This window comes from Methylophilus sp. DMC14, from assembly GCF_056314085.1.
In genome coordinates, this window is sequence record NZ_JBQUZA010000002.1 from 527,808 (window position 1) to 544,887 (window position 17,080).

Genomic DNA, 17,080 nt, shown 5'->3' on the forward strand with positions numbered 1-17,080 from the left:
TGTTTATCCTGCCTTTAATAACCAACCAATTGCCATACACGCTGGCAACAACCAAAGAATTGAAATCCGCTTGCCGACCAACAACCACAGCGACAGCACCACCATGCTGGCAGCGGCGACATCTGGCGCATCGGGCCAGACCACGTGCCGGCTCAACGTGAGGGTCAGCGCCACCATGCCCGCGATCACCGCCGCACTGATGGCATGCAGCGGCGCAGTCCAGCGCCATTGCTGGCGGGTACGCTCTATCCAGGGCGCGCCCAAAAACACCATGACAAAACTGGGCACAAACGTAAACCAGGTCACAATCGTCGCCCCGATCAACCCCGCCTGCCAATCAGGCAAGGCCAGCCCGGCCTGCCAGGCCGCAACGAAGCCAATATAGGTGACCACCATAATCAGCGGGCCCGGCGTACTTTCGCCCAAGGCCAGGCCATCCAGCATCTGCCCTGTCGTCAACCAGTGGTAATGCTGCACACTGGCATCAAACACATAGGGCAAAACAGCATAGGCGCCACCAAAAGTGAGAAACGCAGCCTGGCTAAAAAAAGCTGCCAGGCGGGTAAATAGATGCGACGGCCCATAATAAAGCACTAAGGCCGCAGCGACACCTAAACCACATAGCGCGCCCCAGATCAGCACTGTCGCTGTCCACCGACGCAAATCAGCCAGCCCGGCCAGCGCCGTGTTGTCATCAATCACACTTGGCGCCGTCTGCATGGCCCTTGCCGCTGCATGGCCAACTGACGTTTCGACCCACTGCGGCCAATATTGTTGCACAGCAACGCCCAACACCGCGGCCAGCAGAATAATCACCGGGAATGGCAGATGGATCGTTTGCATGACCAAGGCCAGCAAAAACACGCCCCACAACCAGCGGGCGATCAGCACTTTTTTAGCCAGGCGCCAGGCGGCACAGCAGACCAGCGCGACTACCAGCGGCTTAACCCCATACAACAAAGCCGCGACGGCGGGCTGACTGCCCCACTGCATATACCCCCACGCCAGCGAGACCAGCAAGCCAAACGCAGGCAACACAAACAAACTGCCAGCCACAATGCCACCCCAGGCACCATGCAATAGCCAGCCCATATAGACCGCCATTTGCTGCGCCTCGGGGCCGGGCAATAACATGCAATAGTTCAAGGCATGCAAAAATCTGGCCTCTGAAATCCAGCGCTTTTCTACCACCAGCGCCTGGTGCATCAAGGCAATTTGTGCCGCAGGCCCACCAACACTAATACAGCCCAGGCGCAACCAGTAGGCCCAAAATGCCTGTGCAGAAGGCTTCGCTGGCGCCTGCATTTCAGGCGGTGTCTCGACAATAGACATCAACCATTCCTTTTAAAACAGCGGCCTCAAATACCGCCTCGCAAGCATATCAGGATTTTTTTTAACTTTTGTGTGCATTCTTGGCGTTCTTTGCTATAATGCGCGTCTTGCGATTCGGGACACACCCAAATTGCTGTTGGCCAGATAGCTCAGTCGGTAGAGCAGAGGATTGAAAATCCTCGTGTCGGCAGTTCGATTCTGCCTCTGGCCACCACTCCTCTTGCCTTTCGGCACATTTCTTTTTCTGGGTTTGTTGATGTCATTAAAACACTTAACACCGGATGAATTACAGCCATTACTCAATGATCCCTCATTGTTGCTGATTGATATCCGCAATGATCACGAGCTTGTTTCCGGTATCTTGCCTGGTGCCATGCATTTGCCATTAGGACATCTGGCGACGATGTTTGATCAACTGCCGCAAGACAAAAAAATCGTGTTTTACTGCCGTAGCGGTGTACGCTCCATTTCTGCAGGTGAGTTTGCCTTAGCGCAAGGCTGCCACGATGTCTCGCATTTGGCGGGCGGCATTCTGGCTTGGGCTCAACACGGCTTGCCCATCGAGCCCGCTTAATTCAGAGACTCAGGATTGTTTATGCAATACGACAAAGAAGTAGATGCCCGCCACCTGAATTGCCCCCTGCCCATTTTGCGCTGCAAAAAGGCCCTGAACGAGTTGCAAGCAAGCCAGGTACTCAAAATCACGGCCACGGATCCTGGCTCAAAGAAAGATTTTGATGCCTTTTGCCGCCAAACCGGCCACACCCTGATCGAGATGCAAGAGGCAGAAGGTGTCTTTACCTTCTGGCTACGCAAGCGCAGCCAGTAAACCCCTCTCCCGCGGACTGATACTCAGCCACTAACCGTACCCACCATCCATTCATCCGCTGCAGCGCAAAAAAAGGGCTTCCGAAGAAGCCCTGTGAGGAACGACGTTAACCCGTGGGTTAACGTGGTCTGCATGCCGAAACAACGATTGCCCCACTGGCGACTCAGGGACTCAACCTGACTTGCAGTTTGCCGGCATGGCTTCCGACAATCTGCACACTCCAGACGCAATCATTGTTATCTAAAGATGATTTCGGCAGCTTTGCGCAAAACTTTAGGGCGCGCTCAAAAAAATTTAAATAAAAAGCCCGCCGATCAGGGCGGGCTTGTTCAATCAATTGAAACGCGATTGGAAATAACGTTATTTGGCGTTTTCCAGACTCCCCATGGCTTTAGGGAATGTCACCACGCCCCATGGCATATTTTTCACTTCAATCTGGTTCGTAACTTCAAGCTTATCTGCATCAATCACGAATACCGCATCAGACTTGCCGCAAGCCAACAGCACCTGCTTGTTGTCCGGGGTAAAACTAAAATGCCAGCACCGGTTACCGGTCGGCACTTCCTTGATTTTTTCAAAGGTCTTGGCATCAAACACCTGCAACAGTTTTGCTTTATTGGTGGCCACAAAAATCCGCTCACCCTTGCTGTCGTAGGCTATGCCGTATGGGGTTTCAGCCGTGTCTACCGTGCGTACCACATTAAAGTCTTTGTCCATCACCATAAACTTGTTACCAAACTCCAGCGTGGCCAGATAGGTATTGCCATCCGGAGAGACTTTGATGCCGCGCGGACGATCTCCATATTGATGGGTGGAAATGGTTTTGACCAGATCGCCAGTTTCGATATTGTGTACAGTGACGGTATTGTCAGCTTCGTTCGTAATCACCAGCTGCTTGCCATCGGCCGAAAACTCCAGGCCTTCGGTTTCTGGCCCGCCGGTAATTTCGCGGACTTTTTCACCTTTGGTCAGATCAACAATCGCAATCTTGGCCGGGACTTTTTCTTCATCGTCGTCATCGTCTTCTTCTGGCTTGCTGCCCGGCTTGGGTGGCGGACCAGCTTTAGAGCTAGGCTCGGACGAAACAAAAGCATAATTACCACTCACCCGCACAAACTCAGGGTTTTTGCCGACTTCGATCTGCTTGACGACTTCGCCTGTGGCGGTATCAATCACGGACACACTGCCATTTTCACGTGTCGCCACCACCAGTTGCTTGCCATCGTCTGTCAGCGCCAGGCCACGCGGGCCTTTGGCTTTCACATCCAGCATGCTGGTCACTTGCATGGTCGCCAAGTCAATCACGTCGACGCCGGCATCCTGGGTGGACACATAAGCCAACGCCTTACCAGAAGAACTTTCGCTAACAGCGCTCGTGGCCGCTGGCGTTTCCGGGGTTGGTGCGGACTCTTCTTGCTTGTTACAAGCGGTAACGCCAGCGAGCAAGGCCAGCAACCACACGCTGGTGCGCGCACGACGCGCCAATGATGAATTCAACATTTGCATTTATCTCCTGATTATTATTTAAGTCTCATCGCTCTAAAGTGCAGGCATTCCCTGCAAGAATCGTTCTCAGCCATCCAATCAGCGCCGTGGCTCGCATTCAGCTGACATCACCCACGGCACTGGCTGCAAACAACCACCATCATGGCTGCTATCAGCCTAAAAATAAACGATATGCCGGATTATGGCTCTCATCCCAGTACGGGTAACCCAATTGCTGTAAAAACTGGGTAAAGGCTAGCTGATCCTCGGGCGGTACCTGCATGCCCACCAATACCCGGCCAAAATCTGCCCCATGATTACGGTAGTGAAACAAACTGATGTTCCAGTTGTGACCCATGGATTCGAGAAAGTTCATTAAGGCGCCCGGTTTTTCAGGAAACTCAAAACGGTAAACCACCTCGTTTTGGACTTGTGGCGCATGCCCGCCCACCAGATGGCGCAAATGTAACTTGGCCATCTCGTTGTCGCTCAAATTAATGGTGGGCAAGCCAGCCGCCGCCAATTTGCTCGCGATAACATCGGCCTCGGTTGGGTGATGCACCGCCAACCCGACAAAAATATGCGCTTGCTCGGTGTCAGCAAAACGGTAATTGAATTCGGTAATATTGCGCTGCCCTAACAGGCGGCAAAAACGCTTAAACGCGCCGGGAGTCTCAGGGATGGTGACGGCAAAGACCGCCTCCCGGCGCTCCCCCAACTCTGCGCGCTCGGCAATAAAGCGCAAGCGGTCAAAGTTCATGTTGGCACCTGAAGCCACTGCGACCAGGGTTTTACCTTGACACTGTTCACGCTGACTGTAGGCCTTCAAGCCAGCCACGGCCAGCGCCCCGGCCGGCTCAAGAATGCTGCGCGTATCCTCAAACACGTCTTTGATAGCGGCGCAAATCGCATCGTTATCAACCACGATCATTTCATCGACATATTGCTGCACGAGCGCAAAGGTATGCTCGCCCACTTGCTTGACCGCAGCCCCATCTGCAAACAGGCCCACTTGTTCCAACATGACACGTTGGCCGAGCTTCAGCGATTCGGTCATGGCTTCGGCATCTTGTGCTTCGACGCCGATGACTTTGATTTCGGGGCGGACCGCTTTCAGATAGGCCGCCATGCCTGCCAGCAAGCCACCGCCGCCAACACAACAAAACACGGCTTCAATCGGCGCCGCATGATCCTGCACCAACTCCAGCGCAATCGTGCCCTGTCCGGCAATGACATCCGGATCATCGTAAGGATGCACAAAGGTCAACCCTTCTCGTTGCTCTAGATCGAGCGCGTGCAAGTAGGCATCGGAATAACTGTCGCCAAACAACACTACTTCGGCACCGCGTGCGCGCACCGCATTGACCTTGATCGCTGGCGTGGTGGTCGGCATCACAATGACGGCACGGCAGCCCATTTTTTGCGCACTCAAGGCCACGCCTTGCGCATGGTTACCGGCACTGGCGCAAATCACGCCACGCTGCAAAGCCTCTGCCGAGAGGTTGGCCATTTTGTTATAGGCACCGCGCAGCTTGAATGAAAATACCGGCTGCATATCTTCGCGCTTGAGCAATACCCGGTTATTCAGTCGCGAGGACAAGTTGGGCAATTCATCGAGCGGCGTATGTCTGGCAACGGCATAGACGTGGGAGTGTTCGATTTTTTCGCGGTAATTGATGGTCATGAAATACGTGGAGATTTTAAAACCGCAAGGTTGCAGTGTATGATAGAGAATTGTTTGTATTATAAAGAATTAATCAAGGATTGAAGCACATGGCGATGGATAAAGCACAACAAGACGCATTGAAACTCGAAGTGGCAAAAGCAGCAGTCAATTATGTCAAGGATGGCATTATTGGTGTGGGCACCGGCTCAACCGCTAACTTTTTTATCGACGAACTGGCCAAAGTCAAACATAAAATCACCGGCGCAGTCGCCAGCTCCGAAGCAACCGCGCAACGCCTGCGTAACCACGGCATCGAGGTCTTTGACTTGAACAGCGTCGACAGCATGGATATCTATGTGGATGGCGCCGATGAAATCACCGAGCACATGCATATGCTCAAAGGCGGCGGCGGTGCATTGACCCGTGAAAAGATCGTGGCAGCTGTGGCCAAATCTTTCATCTGTATCTGCGACGAAAGCAAATTTGTACCCGTATTGGGCAAGTTTCCCCTGCCAGTAGAAGTATTACCGATGGCTCGCAGCCATGTGGCACGTGAACTGGTAAAACTGGGTGGTCAACCCCAATTGCGTGACTTCACGACTGACAACGGCAACTTGATCCTTGATGTGCATGGCTTGAGCATTACCGACCCGATTGCAATGGAAGCCAAGATCAACCAGATCGTAGGGGTGGTGACTAACGGCTTGTTCGCAGCACGCCCAGCCAATGTGTTGCTGCTGGCCACGCCAAATGGCGTCAAAACTCTGACCAAGTAATTGCAACTTCTGCACACTGAAAATTATCATACAGTTGTCATATTGGGCTGGTAATCTGCACCGGCACAATAATTAGGAAAAATTTGTCATGCAATTTGAACACACCTCTAAGCAATATGATGTTGAACTGGAGTCCGTCCGGGCCAAGGTTCTGGAAATGGGCGGGGTCGTTGAGCAGCAAATCGTCAATGCACTGGAGTCGCTGACCAACGCGGATGTCAATCTAGCCAAAGACGTCATGGAGCGCGACGCGCGTGTCAACGCTTTAGAGGTTCAGGTGGATGAAGACTGCAGCCATATTATTGCCCGCAGACAACCTGCAGCACGTGATTTGCGCATGATCATGATGATGGTGAAAACCATCACGGATCTGGAGCGGATTGGTGATGAAGCCACTAAAATTGCACGGACTGCCCAGCGTATCTACGAGCAAGACCGGATGTACAAACCACGGTTCAACGAGATCAAAACCATGGTTGGCATTGTGCGTGAAATGCTGCGTACATCGCTGGATTCATTTGCACGCCTGGATGTCAGCCAGACCGTGGAAGTCGCCAGACAGGATGAGCAGGTGGATGAACAATTCCGCGCCGCCATGCGTCAGTTGATCACATTCATGCTGGAAGATCCACGTACGATCTCGATGTCACTTGAAGTACTGTTTGTGGCAAAAGCCATTGAGCGCATTGGTGACCATGCGAAGAACATCTCGGAGTACGTGGTCTATATGGTCAAAGGCAAAGATATCCGTCATACCAGCCTGGAAGATATTCAGCGCGAGACGCAGTCGTAATAGACCGCAAATAAAAAGCACTCCGAGGAGTGCTTTTTATTTTTGTTGGCCGGGATACGGTTAAAGCCTCATCGCATTAACCATTTTCACTAGGCAGAAGGGGGCACATAGCCAGTGGCAACATCTGCGCCTTCGCCAAAAAAGTACTTTTCGGTTTGCTCGGATAGATATTTACGTGCACTCGGGTCCGCAAGGCTCAAGCGGTTTTCATTGACCAGCATGGTCTGCTGTTTTAACCAGCCTGCCCAAGCTTCCTTAGACACATGCATATAAATCTTTTTACCCAGTTCTCCCGGATAAGGCGGAAAATCCATGCCTTCGAGCTCTTTGCCCAGTTTCACACATTGCACCAATCTTGCCATGTTCGATCCTCACTACACTGCTAAAAGCGCTATCATAGCGCATGTTAAAATCTGATGTTCGCAATTTTAGAGATAAGCCATGCAAAACAACACCCCTTCAGGTCACCAGGAAAGTCCATTCAAAGGCAAAACCGGCCTCCGGCGCTTGATTAATGCCTTTGGCTACTCCATGGATGGCTTCAAAGCCGCTTACAAGCATGAAGATGCTTTCCGTCAGGAGGTCTGGCTCTCGCTGGTGCTGATTCCTCTGGCATTTTACCTGGAGTCTGAAGCCCTGCACCGCATCCTGATGGTGGGTAGTGTGTTGCTGGTCATGATTGTGGAGCTGCTGAATTCGGCGGTTGAAGCGGTCGTAGACCGCGTGTCGATTGAACGGCATGCGCTGGCCAAGCGAGCCAAAGATATTGGCAGTGCTGCCGTGTTGTTGGCATTGATCAACTTGACGGTAGTCTGGGGCTTGATTTTATTCAATTAAATGACAACAGGCTGACCAAGTCAGCCTGTTGCTTTGCTCTGTCGCGCACCTGTGCGCCGCGTAATGCGGCGTCCAGAGGCGTAAGTCCCACCGCTTAAAAGTCAGCGCGGGCGCCCACCAATAGCGCCCTCGCGCCTGACGGGGCAATATCCTTCAGAAAAGATGCGTGCTCACGGATCTCTTCATTGAGCAGGTTATTGGCCTTGGCAAACAACTCCACGTTATATTTCACCGGCAACTTGTATGCGACCAATGCGCTGACATTAGTATAAGCATTGGTTTTGAGCTCATTCTCGGCCACGTTATTCTGCTTAAAGGCATGCAGCACATCGACGCGAGCATTCCAGTGACCCAGACGATAATCAAGTCCACCGCCCAATCTCAAAGGAGAGATTCTAGGCAAGTATTGATTGTTACGCGTGTCTTTGGCATGCACGTAGTCACCGCGCATTTTTAATGTCCACTCGTCGTTCAAGGCAAACTTGCCTTCTAACTCCAAGCCCTTGAACAAGGCCGGAACCGCTCTAAACTGGGCTTCAGGCAATAACTCGCCATCCACCGGCACCTCGATGCCTGTATTAAACAAGCCGATAAAGTTTTTAAATTTGGTGGCATATACGCCTAGCGTCACACTGTGACCACCCGACTTCCATTTCAGCTGCGCATCAATACCGTTGGAGCGCTCTTTGCTGAGGTTAGTATTACCGACCTCGACCTGCCCAGTCGCAATATGTGGTCCATTCGCATACAGTTCAAAATAGCTAGGTGCACGCTCGTTATGCGACAAGTTGGTCGTCACACTCCAGGATTCATCAATGGTGTAAAGCCCCCCCAGCGCAAAGCTATTGGGGTTAAAGTGTTTGCTAAACGCCTGGGTGAATTTATCATCGACATGGGAGTCTATCGAGGTATCGCCAAACCGCCCGCCAAAGGTGACTTTGTGTTTATCGATTGCATACTCTTCGTAGACATAAGCCCCTTGGTCCACGGTGGTGACACTAGGCACAAATGCCTCTTCGCCTAAGGCCTGAAAACGCGTGTTCTGGAACTGATAGCCGACCACCCCATTCAAGCCAGCCAGAGGAACATGTGTGGCTTCGAGGCTGCCTTGTAAACCACGGTTTTTAAAAGTGGTTCCTATCACCCCACTCTCAACTTCTACGTGCTGGTAATCGGTGTAAGCCATTCTCACCTTGATTTTTTGCACAGGCCCCTTGAGCTCTCTCACCTCACCTGCCAATTCCGTACGTTTATTTTCCATATTGATTCTGACATTCTCTTCGGCCACGGTGCCGTAGTGGTTATTGGAGTCCGCATAGGAAATCCCCAGATAGCCGGTATCAAAGGTCCAGGAAGCTCCCAATGCGCCACCATTGGCCAGGGCAGAACTATTATTGAGCTTGTCCTTGCCGCGACTATCGCGCGCAGTACCATCGGCCAAACTCTTGCGCTTGGAAAGCGCATAGCCAGGAATCTCAAGGTTGCTGGTTTCACGGCTGTAGATATCGGCATGCAATGCAAACAGGCCATTGCCCACATCGACCACCGCAGCGCCATTGCGTGTATTGTCTGGCCCGCCAAACCTGGTTTCAGCGCGGCCGGTATAGCCATTAAGGGATTCTTTAGGGATACGGTGGTCAATGGCGTTGACGACACCGCCCATGGCACTGCCGCCATACAGCAACGCTGCCGGACCTCGCACCACATCAATTTGCTCAATAATCAATGGATCCACGCCCACTGCATGGTCAAAACTCAGTGACGAGGCATCCAGAATACCAACACCGTTTTGCATGATACGCACACGCTCGCCATCCAGGCCACGGATAATCGGACGCGAAGCATTTGGACCAAACTGCGTGGCCGTCACGCCCGGAATGCCATTCAGGGTTTCGCCCAGAGTCCCCTGACGACGCAAACTGAGCTCACGTCCGCCCAGTACCGAGACCGGCACTACCATATCATCCGAAGCTACGCCCAGGGGATTTCCCGTGACAGGCACATTATCAATATCAAGGGTTTTCGCGTCTTCTGCCGAGACCAGCATGGGCGAGCTCAACGCCGCCATCAATGCCAGCCATAATGATTTTTGCTGCCCACGTGCAGACATCCTCTTTTGTAACATTTTCATTGTTTTTTTCCAGACAAGGTCAGGCAGTGCTGTGTGCACTGCATAAATAGCTCACTCCAGCCGCAAGCGCGACCTGGAGAATGAATCGTCAAGGGTTAAACAATGGCAGGAGGGGCGCGTGCGGCATAGACCGCGAGGGTGGGGCGCTGTATGGCAATTGCCAGGGCGCTGATGACAGCAAGATAGCTAAGCTCTGGCAAGCTCCATTGCAGGGCCTGCGTCATCACTCCGACGAGATGCGCGTAGGCGACACAGAGCCGGCATTGGTCTTTGCTTTGATGCTTGTCAGATTGCGAGTGTTGCGTTAGCTCTTTGAGATGGGTAATTTCATGTGTAACAAGGCCTGTCTGCGTGATCGCAAACAACACTGCCAATAGAAAATACACATAAAAGCGCTTTAACATGTTGAATATACTAACATAAACTCTTGTGCTAAAAATGCAACTCTATTGCATTTTTATGCAAAAGCCATGCGCTTTAGCGAGACGAGCAAGTGAACAAACTAGAGATTAACGACGCGTTTGGGGGCAATACGGCCATCGCGCTGCTGCTGGCCGAGCCCAAGAAACAAGCCGGATGCACTGTAAATACGCAAATCGCCCGCAGGGATAACGCCAGCCAGCCAGACTGGATTGCCTTGTTTGAAATAATAGGCGGCATCCTCATGCAGCTCGATTTTAGGCAGGACTTGAATAGCACTATCGACAGGCAGCAGCAACACATCGCGCTGCTCGGCAGACATTTGCTCCAGTGCCTCTATCGTCACGACCTCTGCGATTTGATAAGTGGCGGTTGCCGTACGGCGTAAAGCTGTGAGGTGCGCACCCACATTGAGTGCTTTACCGATATCCTCGCCTAAGGTACGGATATAAGTGCCTTTGCTACAACAGACTTCGATTTCTGCACTATTCTCAGCACAGGCCAAGACACGCAATGCATGAATGGTTACCTGACGCGGTGCACGTTCTAGCTCGACACCATTACGCGCGTATTCATACAAAGGCTTACCGTTTACCTTGAGCGCAGAATACATGGGAGGCACTTGTGTAATTGACCCCATAAACTGCGGCAACACGCGCTCAATCTCTGCACGCGACACCTGGCAAGCCACCTCACTGACGACGTCACCCTCTTTATCTCCGGTGGTGGTGGTCACACCAAACTTGACGGTCGCCATATAAGTTTTGTTTTCATCCGTCAGGTGTTGTGCAAATTTGGTAGCTTCGCCCAAGCAGATCGGCAACACGCCAGTTGCAAGAGGATCTAAGGTCCCGGTATGTCCGGCTTTTTGGGCCTGATATAACCATTTGACCTTTTGCAGGGCCTGATTGGATGAAAAGCCATAGGGCTTGTCCAGCAACAACACGCCACTGACGGCACGTTTAATGCGTTTGGTTTGCATAGCGCGAAAGGAGGTGAAAATTATTCTTGCGGAGGGGTATCAGACAAAGCGTCGCTGATTAGCTTGTCCATATGCATCCCACGGTCTATGGATTCATCATAGACAAAATGCAACTGCGGGACAGTACGGATCATCATGCGCTTGCCCAGCTGCGTACGCAAAAAGCCGGCGGCTTTCTCCAGGCCGGCTTGCAAGCCTTTGCTGTTTTTTTGTGCGGTGTAAAAGACTTTGGCGTGTGCCATATCGCCAGCCACCTCAACCCCGGTCAAGGTGACCATCTGCACACGCGGGTCCTTGACCTCAAACATGAGCAAATCCGCCAGTTCACGGCGCATTTGCTCAGAGATGCGGTCATTTCTTGAAAATGCTTTAGCCATTAGAGTGTTCTGGCCACTTCAACGACTTCATAGACTTCAAGAATATCGCCGACTTCAATCTCATTGTAGTTCTTGAGAGACAAGCCGCACTCAAAGTTATTTTTAACTTCTTTAACGTCATCTTTGAAGCGCTTGAGGGAGTCGAGCTCACCCGTGTGGATAATGACATTGTTACGCAGCAAACGGACTTTGGAGTTACGTTTAACCACGCCATCCTGTACATAACAACCGGCCACTGCGCCCACTTTGGAGATCCGGTATACCTCGCGGATTTCTACCGTACCAATCATTTGCTCTTTCTGCTCTGGTGCCAGCATGCCACCCAGCGCCGCTTTGATCTCATCCACAGCTTCGTAAATAATGTTGTAGTAACGCAGGTCGACATCCAGATTCTCAACCAGCTTACGTGCTCCGGCATCTGCCCGGACGTTAAAGCCGATCAGTACCGCACTTGAAGCGGCGGCCAGGTTCACATCTGACTCACTGATAGCACCCACGCCGGTGTGAATAATATTCACACGTACTTCGCTGGTAGACAATTTTTGCAGGCTGGTGGTCAAGGCCTCGTAAGAGCCCTGTACATCTGATTTGATAATCAGGTTCAGGGTTTGTACTTCGCCTTCAGCCATCTGCTCAAACATGTTTTCAAGTTTGGCAGCCTGCTGCTTGGCCAGTTTCACATCGCGGAACTTACCCTGACGGAACAAGGCAATTTCACGCGCCTTGCGCTCGTCGTTCAAGACGATGGTTTCTTCACCAGCACTTGGCACATCAGACAAGCCCAGAACTTCTACCGGAATAGACGGGCCGGCTTCTTTAATGTCGTTACCATTCTCGTCAAGCATGGCACGCACACGACCATACGCCGTGCCTGCCAGCAGCATATCGCCGCGACGCAAGATACCGGACTGCACCAGTACGGTAGACACCGGACCACGCCCTTTATCCAGGCGACCTTCAATGACCAGGCCTTTGGCTGGCGTATTGAGCGGGGCTTTCAACTCAAGCACTTCCGCTTGCAGCAACACTGCTTCCAGCAACTCATCAATGCCTTTACCGGTTTTGGCAGACACTTCACGGAACATTGTATCGCCACCGTACTCTTCAGGCACCACTTCATGCGAGATCAGCTCGCTTTTCACGCGCTCTGGCTGCGCTTCAGGTTTATCAATCTTGTTAATCGCTACAACGACAGGCACGTTACCGGCCTTGGCATGGTGAATCGCTTCAATTGTTTGTGGCATCACGCCATCATCCGCGGACACCACCAGAATCACGATATCGGTCGCCTTCGCACCACGGGCACGCATAGCGGTAAAAGCCTCGTGACCAGGGGTATCCAGAAAGGTCACCATGCCACGCGGTGTTTCCACGTGATAAGCACCGATATGCTGGGTAATGCCACCAGCTTCACCTGACGCCACGCGACTGCGGCGGATATAGTCCAGCAAGGAGGTTTTACCATGGTCAACGTGACCCATGACCGTGACCACCGGTGGACGTGATTCCAGAATCGCTTCAACGCCTTCGGTTTCTTCCAGGAAGCTTTCAGGATCATTCGCAGCCGCGGCTTGCGCTTTGTGACCCATTTCTTCGACCAGAATAATCGCAGTGTCCTGATCCAGCACCTGGTTGATGGTCACCATCATGCCCATTTTCATGAGGGCCTTGATCACCTCTGCCGCTTTGACGGACATTTTGTGGGCCAAATCCGCAACCGAAATGGTCTCCGGCACCATCACCTCTTTGATCATAGGCTCGGTTGGTGCATTAAAGGCGTGCTGATCATCTTTACTGGATTTGTGATGCTTGCCCTTAGGGGTGCGCCAGCCTTGAGTGCCACCAGCAGGTGCATCCCCGCGTGTTTTAATGCCGCGTTTTTTGTTCTCGTTTTCATTCCAGTCGCGGTTATCGGTCTTGGCTTTTTTATCTTTGTTTTCTGGCTTGTCTGTTGCTTTGGCAGCGGGCTTGTGTAACGTGCCTTCAGACAGTTTGGTGGCTGCGGGTTTATTCTTCGCAGCCTCAGCCTCTGCCTGGCGCTTGGCTTCCTCTTCAGCACGACGTTGTGTCAACGCTTGCTTGCGCTTGATATCTTCTGCCTGCAAGGCAGCCAGCTTGGCCGCACGCGAAGCTTCTTGTTCACGTAAGGCAATCTCCTGTGCCGATAGAACCACGCCTTTTTTCACAGGGGCTGGAGCTTCTACAACTGGTGCAGGGGCTGGAGCCTCTATAACTGGCTCTGGTTCGGGCTCAGGCTCAGGTTCAGCCACGACCTCAACGACTTCCTCGATCACCGGCTCTTCCACCACGACCGGCTCAAGCTCTACGGGCTGGCTCTCCAGAATTTCTGCTGGCACTGGCTCTGCTTCGTCATAAGCAGCGGCATCCACCGGCTGCTCATAGCCCAGCTCGGGGCGCTCCAGCACGCGTTTTTTACGCACTTCCACCTGAATCGTACGGGCTTTGCCTGAGCTATCCAGTTTTTTGATTTCGGTGTTCTGCTTACGGGTCAGCGTGATCTTGTTTTTAGGCGCGTTACCTGCCCCATGCTCTTTACGCAAGTAATCCAGCAAGGCAGCCTTGTCACCCTCTTCCAGGAAATCATCCACAGACGTTTTATGAACGCCTGCGCTTTTCAGTTGCTCGATAAGAAGAGTCGTTGGAAGACCCAGCTCGGCGGCAAATTGTGCGACGGTTGAAAGTGCCATGTACTGCTCCAGTTCAATTACTTTATTTTTTAATTAAGAGGTATGCATGATGTTTTAAACGCATAGGTTATTTAAAACACCTGGTTACTTAAACCAGGGTGCTCGCGCCGTCATAATCAATGACTTCGCACGCTCTTCATCTATTCCGGTCAACTCAACCAGCTCATCGACTGCCAGTTCGGCCAGATCTTCGCTGGTATGAATCTCGCTGGCTGCCAGTTTATGGGCAGTGTCTGCATCCATACCGTCCAGCGTCATCAGGTCGTTTGTGTCTTCTTCAACTTTTTCTTCTTTGGCAATCGCCTCGGTTAACAAGGCAGCACGTGCGCGTGAACGTAACTCATTGATCGTGTCTTCATCAAAGGCCTCGATTTCAGCCATCTCTGCCAAAGGCACATAGGCAATCTCTTCCAGTGTGCTAAAGCCTTCCTGCACCAGGATATCCGCCACTTCTTCGTCCACATCCAGCTTCTCGATAAACAATTGGCTGATTTTGGCATACTCGTCCTGGCTCTTCTGCGCAGCCGCTTCTTCGGTCAGGATATTCAGGTTCCAGCCAGTCAGCTCCGACGCCAGACGCACGTTTTGACCGTTGCGACCAATCGCTACCGCCAATTGCTCTTCATTCACCACCACATCCATGCTATGTGCATCTTCATCGACCACAATCGACGTCACTTCAGCTGGCGCCAAGGCATTAATGACAAACTGTGCCGGATCCATGCTCCACAATACGATATCCACGCGCTCGCCACCGAGCTCAGAGGTCACCGCTTGTACACGGGAGCCCCGCATGCCCACGCAAGTCCCCACCGGATCCAGGCGCTGGTCATTGGTTTTAACCGCAATTTTGGAACGCAAGCCAGGATCACGCGCCGCGGAACGAATCTCCAGCAGGCCTTCTTCGATTTCAGGCACTTCCAGCTCAAACAAACGCTTGAGGAACTCGGGAGCGACACGCGACAGGATCAGTTGCGGCCCACGGCCACCACGGTCCACGCGTGACAGATAAGCACGCACACGGTCACCCACGCGCAGGTTTTCTTTTTGAATCATGGCTTCACGTGGCAGCAGGCACTCAATACGGCCTACTTCAATAATCGCATTGCCTTTTTCCATCCGCTTGATCACGCCAGTGACCAGGCTTTCGCCACGCGCCAAAAAGTCCTGGATCATTTGCTCACGCTCAGCTTCGCGCACCTTCTGCAAAATCACCTGTTTTGCTGCCTGTGCGCCAATGCGGCCAAACGAGATCGACTCTAATGGCTCTTCGTAATAGTCGCCAATTTGTCTGCCAGCAGCACGTTCGTCTTCTTCATCAAACTGGTAAGCCGAGCTTTCCAGCAGGTCATATTCTACATATTGCCAGCGTCTAAAGGTTTTGTAATCTCCGGTTTCACGGTCAATTTCGACACGAATATCTGCGCCTTCTTCATGGTTCTTTTTCGTCGCCGAAGCCAATGCCAATTCCAGGGCAGTAAAGATTACCTCTTTATCCACGTTTTTTTCATGGGCCAGGGCATCAACCAACAACAATAATTCACGACTCATCGTAATCTCCAACTCACCGTACGGATTAGCTAAAACAAATTAATCAAAAACCGGGCTCAATCGAGCCTTATCTATATTATCCAGCGACAATCTATAAACCCAGCCATCGCACTCAATCAACACTTTCCCCTCGTCAACGCCTTGCAACTGTCCCAAAAAAGTCTTTCTGGGCAATGTGGTTGGCGTTGCTTTAGGGCCATCATCCGGAATACCCACTCGCAATTTGATTTGTGCACGCTCACCAGTAAAACGCATAAAATCACGTTCCTTGCGCAACACACGATCCAGACCGGCAGAAGAGACTTCCAGGCGGTCATAATCGATATCCAGTTCTACCGTCAGCACGTTGCCAAGCTGGTTGCTCACCAGAACACAATCATCAATCGTAACGCTGTCCTTATTGTCTTTGGGTGTCAGCTTGTCGATGAACACGCGCAATAATTTGCCACGATTGGCTGCTTCAAAATCAACCAGCTCGTATCCTAACTGCGTGACTGTCTTTTCAACTACCGAATGCAAATTTTGCATACGCACCCTTAATTCAAAACGTTACGTCCAAAAACAAAAAATGGGCGTAACGCCCATCTATCATTTTGATTATACCAAAATTCCTTTTAAATTCAAAGTAACAGATGACGCAATGGCTGGGTCGGGCGGGTTTTGTTTGACGTCTACAGCCTGTAGTAGCCCGAACGGGTCAATGACATACGCCTGTGTATTTTTTAAGATGTATGTAAAAGAGGGAGAAGCAACAGATCAACAACCGCTTGAGCGGTGTCAATTATATTTTACCCTGCAGTGCAGCGCTTAAGTTTTCATGGCAGTCTATTTTGAGTTGATCTTAATAGACACTTCAACCCGGTGCTTGCACCGGGTTTTTTTCTGCCTGAATTTCATCTGCCTACCGCTTGCAGGCAATAAAAAAGCCCCCGACATTGCTGCCGAGGGCTTTTTAGAATAGGAGCTTGGGGATGACCTACTTTCGCATACGAAGAGTACACTATCATTGGCGCAAGTTCGTTTCACGGCCCTGTTCGAGATGGGAAGGGGTGGTTCCAAACTGCTATTGTCCCCAAACATAACTGGTAATGTTATGCATGGTGCTAAACATGTGTTTAGCCTGCTTTAACAAATTGGAAGAAGTAAAGGATTTAAGCTCGCAGGCTTAAGTATTTCAATGGGATTAGGGTATG

16 protein-coding genes, 1 tRNA gene and 1 rRNA gene are annotated in these 17,080 nt (G+C 51.7%); 6 read left to right on the forward strand and 12 right to left on the reverse strand.

The features are described 5' to 3' along the window. Window positions 1–3 precede the first annotated feature (3 nt). Entirely contained in the window at window positions 4–1,332 is a 1,329-nt protein-coding gene (gene chrA / locus ACT53C_RS06805) for a chromate efflux transporter (protein WP_476145356.1), read from the reverse strand. 138 nt (window positions 1,333–1,470) lie between these two features. On the opposite strand from chrA, the gene ACT53C_RS06810 reads away from it, so the two are divergent. From ACT53C_RS06810 to ACT53C_RS06820, 3 genes are all read left to right on the forward strand, one after another. Then, window positions 1,471–1,546: transfer RNA gene (locus ACT53C_RS06810), tRNA-Phe, on the forward strand. A 42-nt stretch (window positions 1,547–1,588) separates the two neighbouring features. Beyond that, entirely contained in the window at window positions 1,589–1,906 is a 318-nt protein-coding gene (locus ACT53C_RS06815; protein WP_275356412.1) for a rhodanese-like domain-containing protein, read from the forward strand. Between the two features lie 21 nt (window positions 1,907–1,927). Continuing rightward, a complete protein-coding gene (locus ACT53C_RS06820; protein WP_194749765.1) occupies window positions 1,928–2,161 on the forward strand; it encodes a sulfurtransferase TusA family protein in 234 nt (77 codons plus the stop codon). Between the two features lie 360 nt (window positions 2,162–2,521). Here the strand turns inward: ACT53C_RS06820 and ACT53C_RS06825 are convergent, their stop codons facing one another. Beyond that, on the reverse strand, window positions 2,522–3,667 hold the full coding sequence (locus ACT53C_RS06825; RefSeq protein ID WP_476145357.1) for a YVTN family beta-propeller repeat protein: 1,146 nt from the start codon (window positions 3,665–3,667) through the stop codon (window positions 2,522–2,524). Window positions 3,668–3,818: 151 nt separating this feature from the next. After that, the gene (gene ilvA / locus ACT53C_RS06830; protein WP_476145358.1) at window positions 3,819–5,330 is read right to left on the reverse strand and encodes a threonine ammonia-lyase, biosynthetic; all 1,512 of its coding nucleotides are present in this window, start codon (window positions 5,328–5,330) and stop codon (window positions 3,819–3,821) included. Between the two features lie 95 nt (window positions 5,331–5,425). Between ilvA and rpiA the strand changes: the two genes are divergently transcribed. Then, window positions 5,426–6,088, forward strand: coding sequence for a ribose-5-phosphate isomerase RpiA (gene rpiA / locus ACT53C_RS06835; RefSeq protein ID WP_194749787.1), 663 nt, complete (start codon window positions 5,426–5,428; stop codon window positions 6,086–6,088). A gap of 88 nt (window positions 6,089–6,176) precedes the next feature. After that, window positions 6,177–6,881, forward strand: coding sequence for a phosphate signaling complex protein PhoU (gene phoU, locus ACT53C_RS06840; protein WP_275356408.1), 705 nt, complete (start codon window positions 6,177–6,179; stop codon window positions 6,879–6,881). Window positions 6,882–6,970: 89 nt separating this feature from the next. Here the strand turns inward: phoU and ACT53C_RS06845 are convergent, their stop codons facing one another. Then, window positions 6,971–7,243 carry an oxidative damage protection protein gene (locus ACT53C_RS06845; protein WP_194749769.1) on the reverse strand — a complete coding sequence of 91 codons (273 nt, stop codon included), beginning with the start codon at window positions 7,241–7,243 and terminating at the stop codon, window positions 6,971–6,973. Between the two features lie 79 nt (window positions 7,244–7,322). On the opposite strand from ACT53C_RS06845, the gene ACT53C_RS06850 reads away from it, so the two are divergent. Beyond that, a complete protein-coding gene (locus tag ACT53C_RS06850) occupies window positions 7,323–7,718 on the forward strand; it encodes a diacylglycerol kinase (RefSeq protein ID WP_275356407.1) in 396 nt (131 codons plus the stop codon). Window positions 7,719–7,812: 94 nt separating this feature from the next. On the opposite strand, the gene ACT53C_RS06855 is transcribed toward ACT53C_RS06850, so the two are convergent. The 8 genes from ACT53C_RS06855 to rrf form a co-directional block, all read right to left on the reverse strand. After that, window positions 7,813–9,843 carry a TonB-dependent receptor gene (locus ACT53C_RS06855; RefSeq protein ID WP_476145370.1) on the reverse strand — a complete coding sequence of 677 codons (2,031 nt, stop codon included), beginning with the start codon at window positions 9,841–9,843 and terminating at the stop codon, window positions 7,813–7,815. Window positions 9,844–9,944: 101 nt separating this feature from the next. Then, window positions 9,945–10,253 carry a hypothetical protein gene (locus tag ACT53C_RS06860; RefSeq protein ID WP_476145359.1) on the reverse strand — a complete coding sequence of 103 codons (309 nt, stop codon included), beginning with the start codon at window positions 10,251–10,253 and terminating at the stop codon, window positions 9,945–9,947. 98 nt (window positions 10,254–10,351) lie between these two features. Then, entirely contained in the window at window positions 10,352–11,251 is a 900-nt protein-coding gene (gene truB / locus ACT53C_RS06865; protein ID WP_476145360.1) for a tRNA pseudouridine(55) synthase TruB, read from the reverse strand. 20 nt (window positions 11,252–11,271) lie between these two features. After that, the gene (gene rbfA / locus ACT53C_RS06870) at window positions 11,272–11,628 is read right to left on the reverse strand and encodes a 30S ribosome-binding factor RbfA (RefSeq protein WP_313986113.1); all 357 of its coding nucleotides are present in this window, start codon (window positions 11,626–11,628) and stop codon (window positions 11,272–11,274) included. After that, window positions 11,628–14,336 (reverse strand): translation initiation factor IF-2, encoded by a 2,709-nt coding sequence (infB, locus tag ACT53C_RS06875; protein WP_476145361.1) that lies wholly within the window; start codon window positions 14,334–14,336, stop codon window positions 11,628–11,630. Before infB ends, rbfA begins: the two co-directional genes overlap by 1 nt. 84 nt (window positions 14,337–14,420) lie before the next feature. Further along, window positions 14,421–15,887 (reverse strand): transcription termination factor NusA, encoded by a 1,467-nt coding sequence (nusA, locus tag ACT53C_RS06880; protein WP_194749775.1) that lies wholly within the window; start codon window positions 15,885–15,887, stop codon window positions 14,421–14,423. A gap of 39 nt (window positions 15,888–15,926) precedes the next feature. Then, window positions 15,927–16,415 (reverse strand): ribosome maturation factor RimP, encoded by a 489-nt coding sequence (gene rimP, locus ACT53C_RS06885; protein ID WP_194749776.1) that lies wholly within the window; start codon window positions 16,413–16,415, stop codon window positions 15,927–15,929. A gap of 435 nt (window positions 16,416–16,850) precedes the next feature. Beyond that, a 5S ribosomal RNA gene (gene rrf, locus ACT53C_RS06890) occupies window positions 16,851–16,964 on the reverse strand. Between the last annotated feature and the right edge of the window lie 116 nt (window positions 16,965–17,080).

What these genes read in the sequence shown, in the direction of transcription:
- rpiA (WP_194749787.1), top strand. Translation starts at nt 5,426, where the DNA reads ATGGATAAAGCACAACAAGACGCATTGAAACTCGAAGTGGCAAAAGCA.
- ACT53C_RS06815 (WP_275356412.1), top strand. Translation starts at nt 1,589, where the DNA reads ATGTCATTAAAACACTTAACACCGGATGAATTACAGCCATTACTCAAT.
- ACT53C_RS06825 (WP_476145357.1), bottom strand. Translation starts at nt 3,667, where the DNA reads ATGCAAATGTTGAATTCATCATTGGCGCGTCGTGCGCGCACCAGCGTG.
- rbfA (WP_313986113.1), bottom strand. Translation starts at nt 11,628, where the DNA reads ATGGCTAAAGCATTTTCAAGAAATGACCGCATCTCTGAGCAAATGCGC.
- ACT53C_RS06845 (WP_194749769.1), bottom strand. Translation starts at nt 7,243, where the DNA reads ATGGCAAGATTGGTGCAATGTGTGAAACTGGGCAAAGAGCTCGAAGGC.
- ACT53C_RS06860 (WP_476145359.1), bottom strand. Translation starts at nt 10,253, where the DNA reads ATGTTAAAGCGCTTTTATGTGTATTTTCTATTGGCAGTGTTGTTTGCG.
- ilvA (WP_476145358.1), bottom strand. Translation starts at nt 5,330, where the DNA reads ATGACCATCAATTACCGCGAAAAAATCGAACACTCCCACGTCTATGCC.
- ACT53C_RS06820 (WP_194749765.1), top strand. Translation starts at nt 1,928, where the DNA reads ATGCAATACGACAAAGAAGTAGATGCCCGCCACCTGAATTGCCCCCTG.
- ACT53C_RS06850 (WP_275356407.1), top strand. Translation starts at nt 7,323, where the DNA reads ATGCAAAACAACACCCCTTCAGGTCACCAGGAAAGTCCATTCAAAGGC.
- truB (WP_476145360.1), bottom strand. Translation starts at nt 11,251, where the DNA reads ATGCAAACCAAACGCATTAAACGTGCCGTCAGTGGCGTGTTGTTGCTG.
- nusA (WP_194749775.1), bottom strand. Translation starts at nt 15,887, where the DNA reads ATGAGTCGTGAATTATTGTTGTTGGTTGATGCCCTGGCCCATGAAAAA.
- ACT53C_RS06855 (WP_476145370.1), bottom strand. Translation starts at nt 9,843, where the DNA reads ATGTTACAAAAGAGGATGTCTGCACGTGGGCAGCAAAAATCATTATGG.
- infB (WP_476145361.1), bottom strand. Translation starts at nt 14,336, where the DNA reads ATGGCACTTTCAACCGTCGCACAATTTGCCGCCGAGCTGGGTCTTCCA.
- rimP (WP_194749776.1), bottom strand. Translation starts at nt 16,415, where the DNA reads ATGCAAAATTTGCATTCGGTAGTTGAAAAGACAGTCACGCAGTTAGGA.
- chrA (WP_476145356.1), bottom strand. Translation starts at nt 1,332, where the DNA reads ATGTCTATTGTCGAGACACCGCCTGAAATGCAGGCGCCAGCGAAGCCT.
- phoU (WP_275356408.1), top strand. Translation starts at nt 6,177, where the DNA reads ATGCAATTTGAACACACCTCTAAGCAATATGATGTTGAACTGGAGTCC.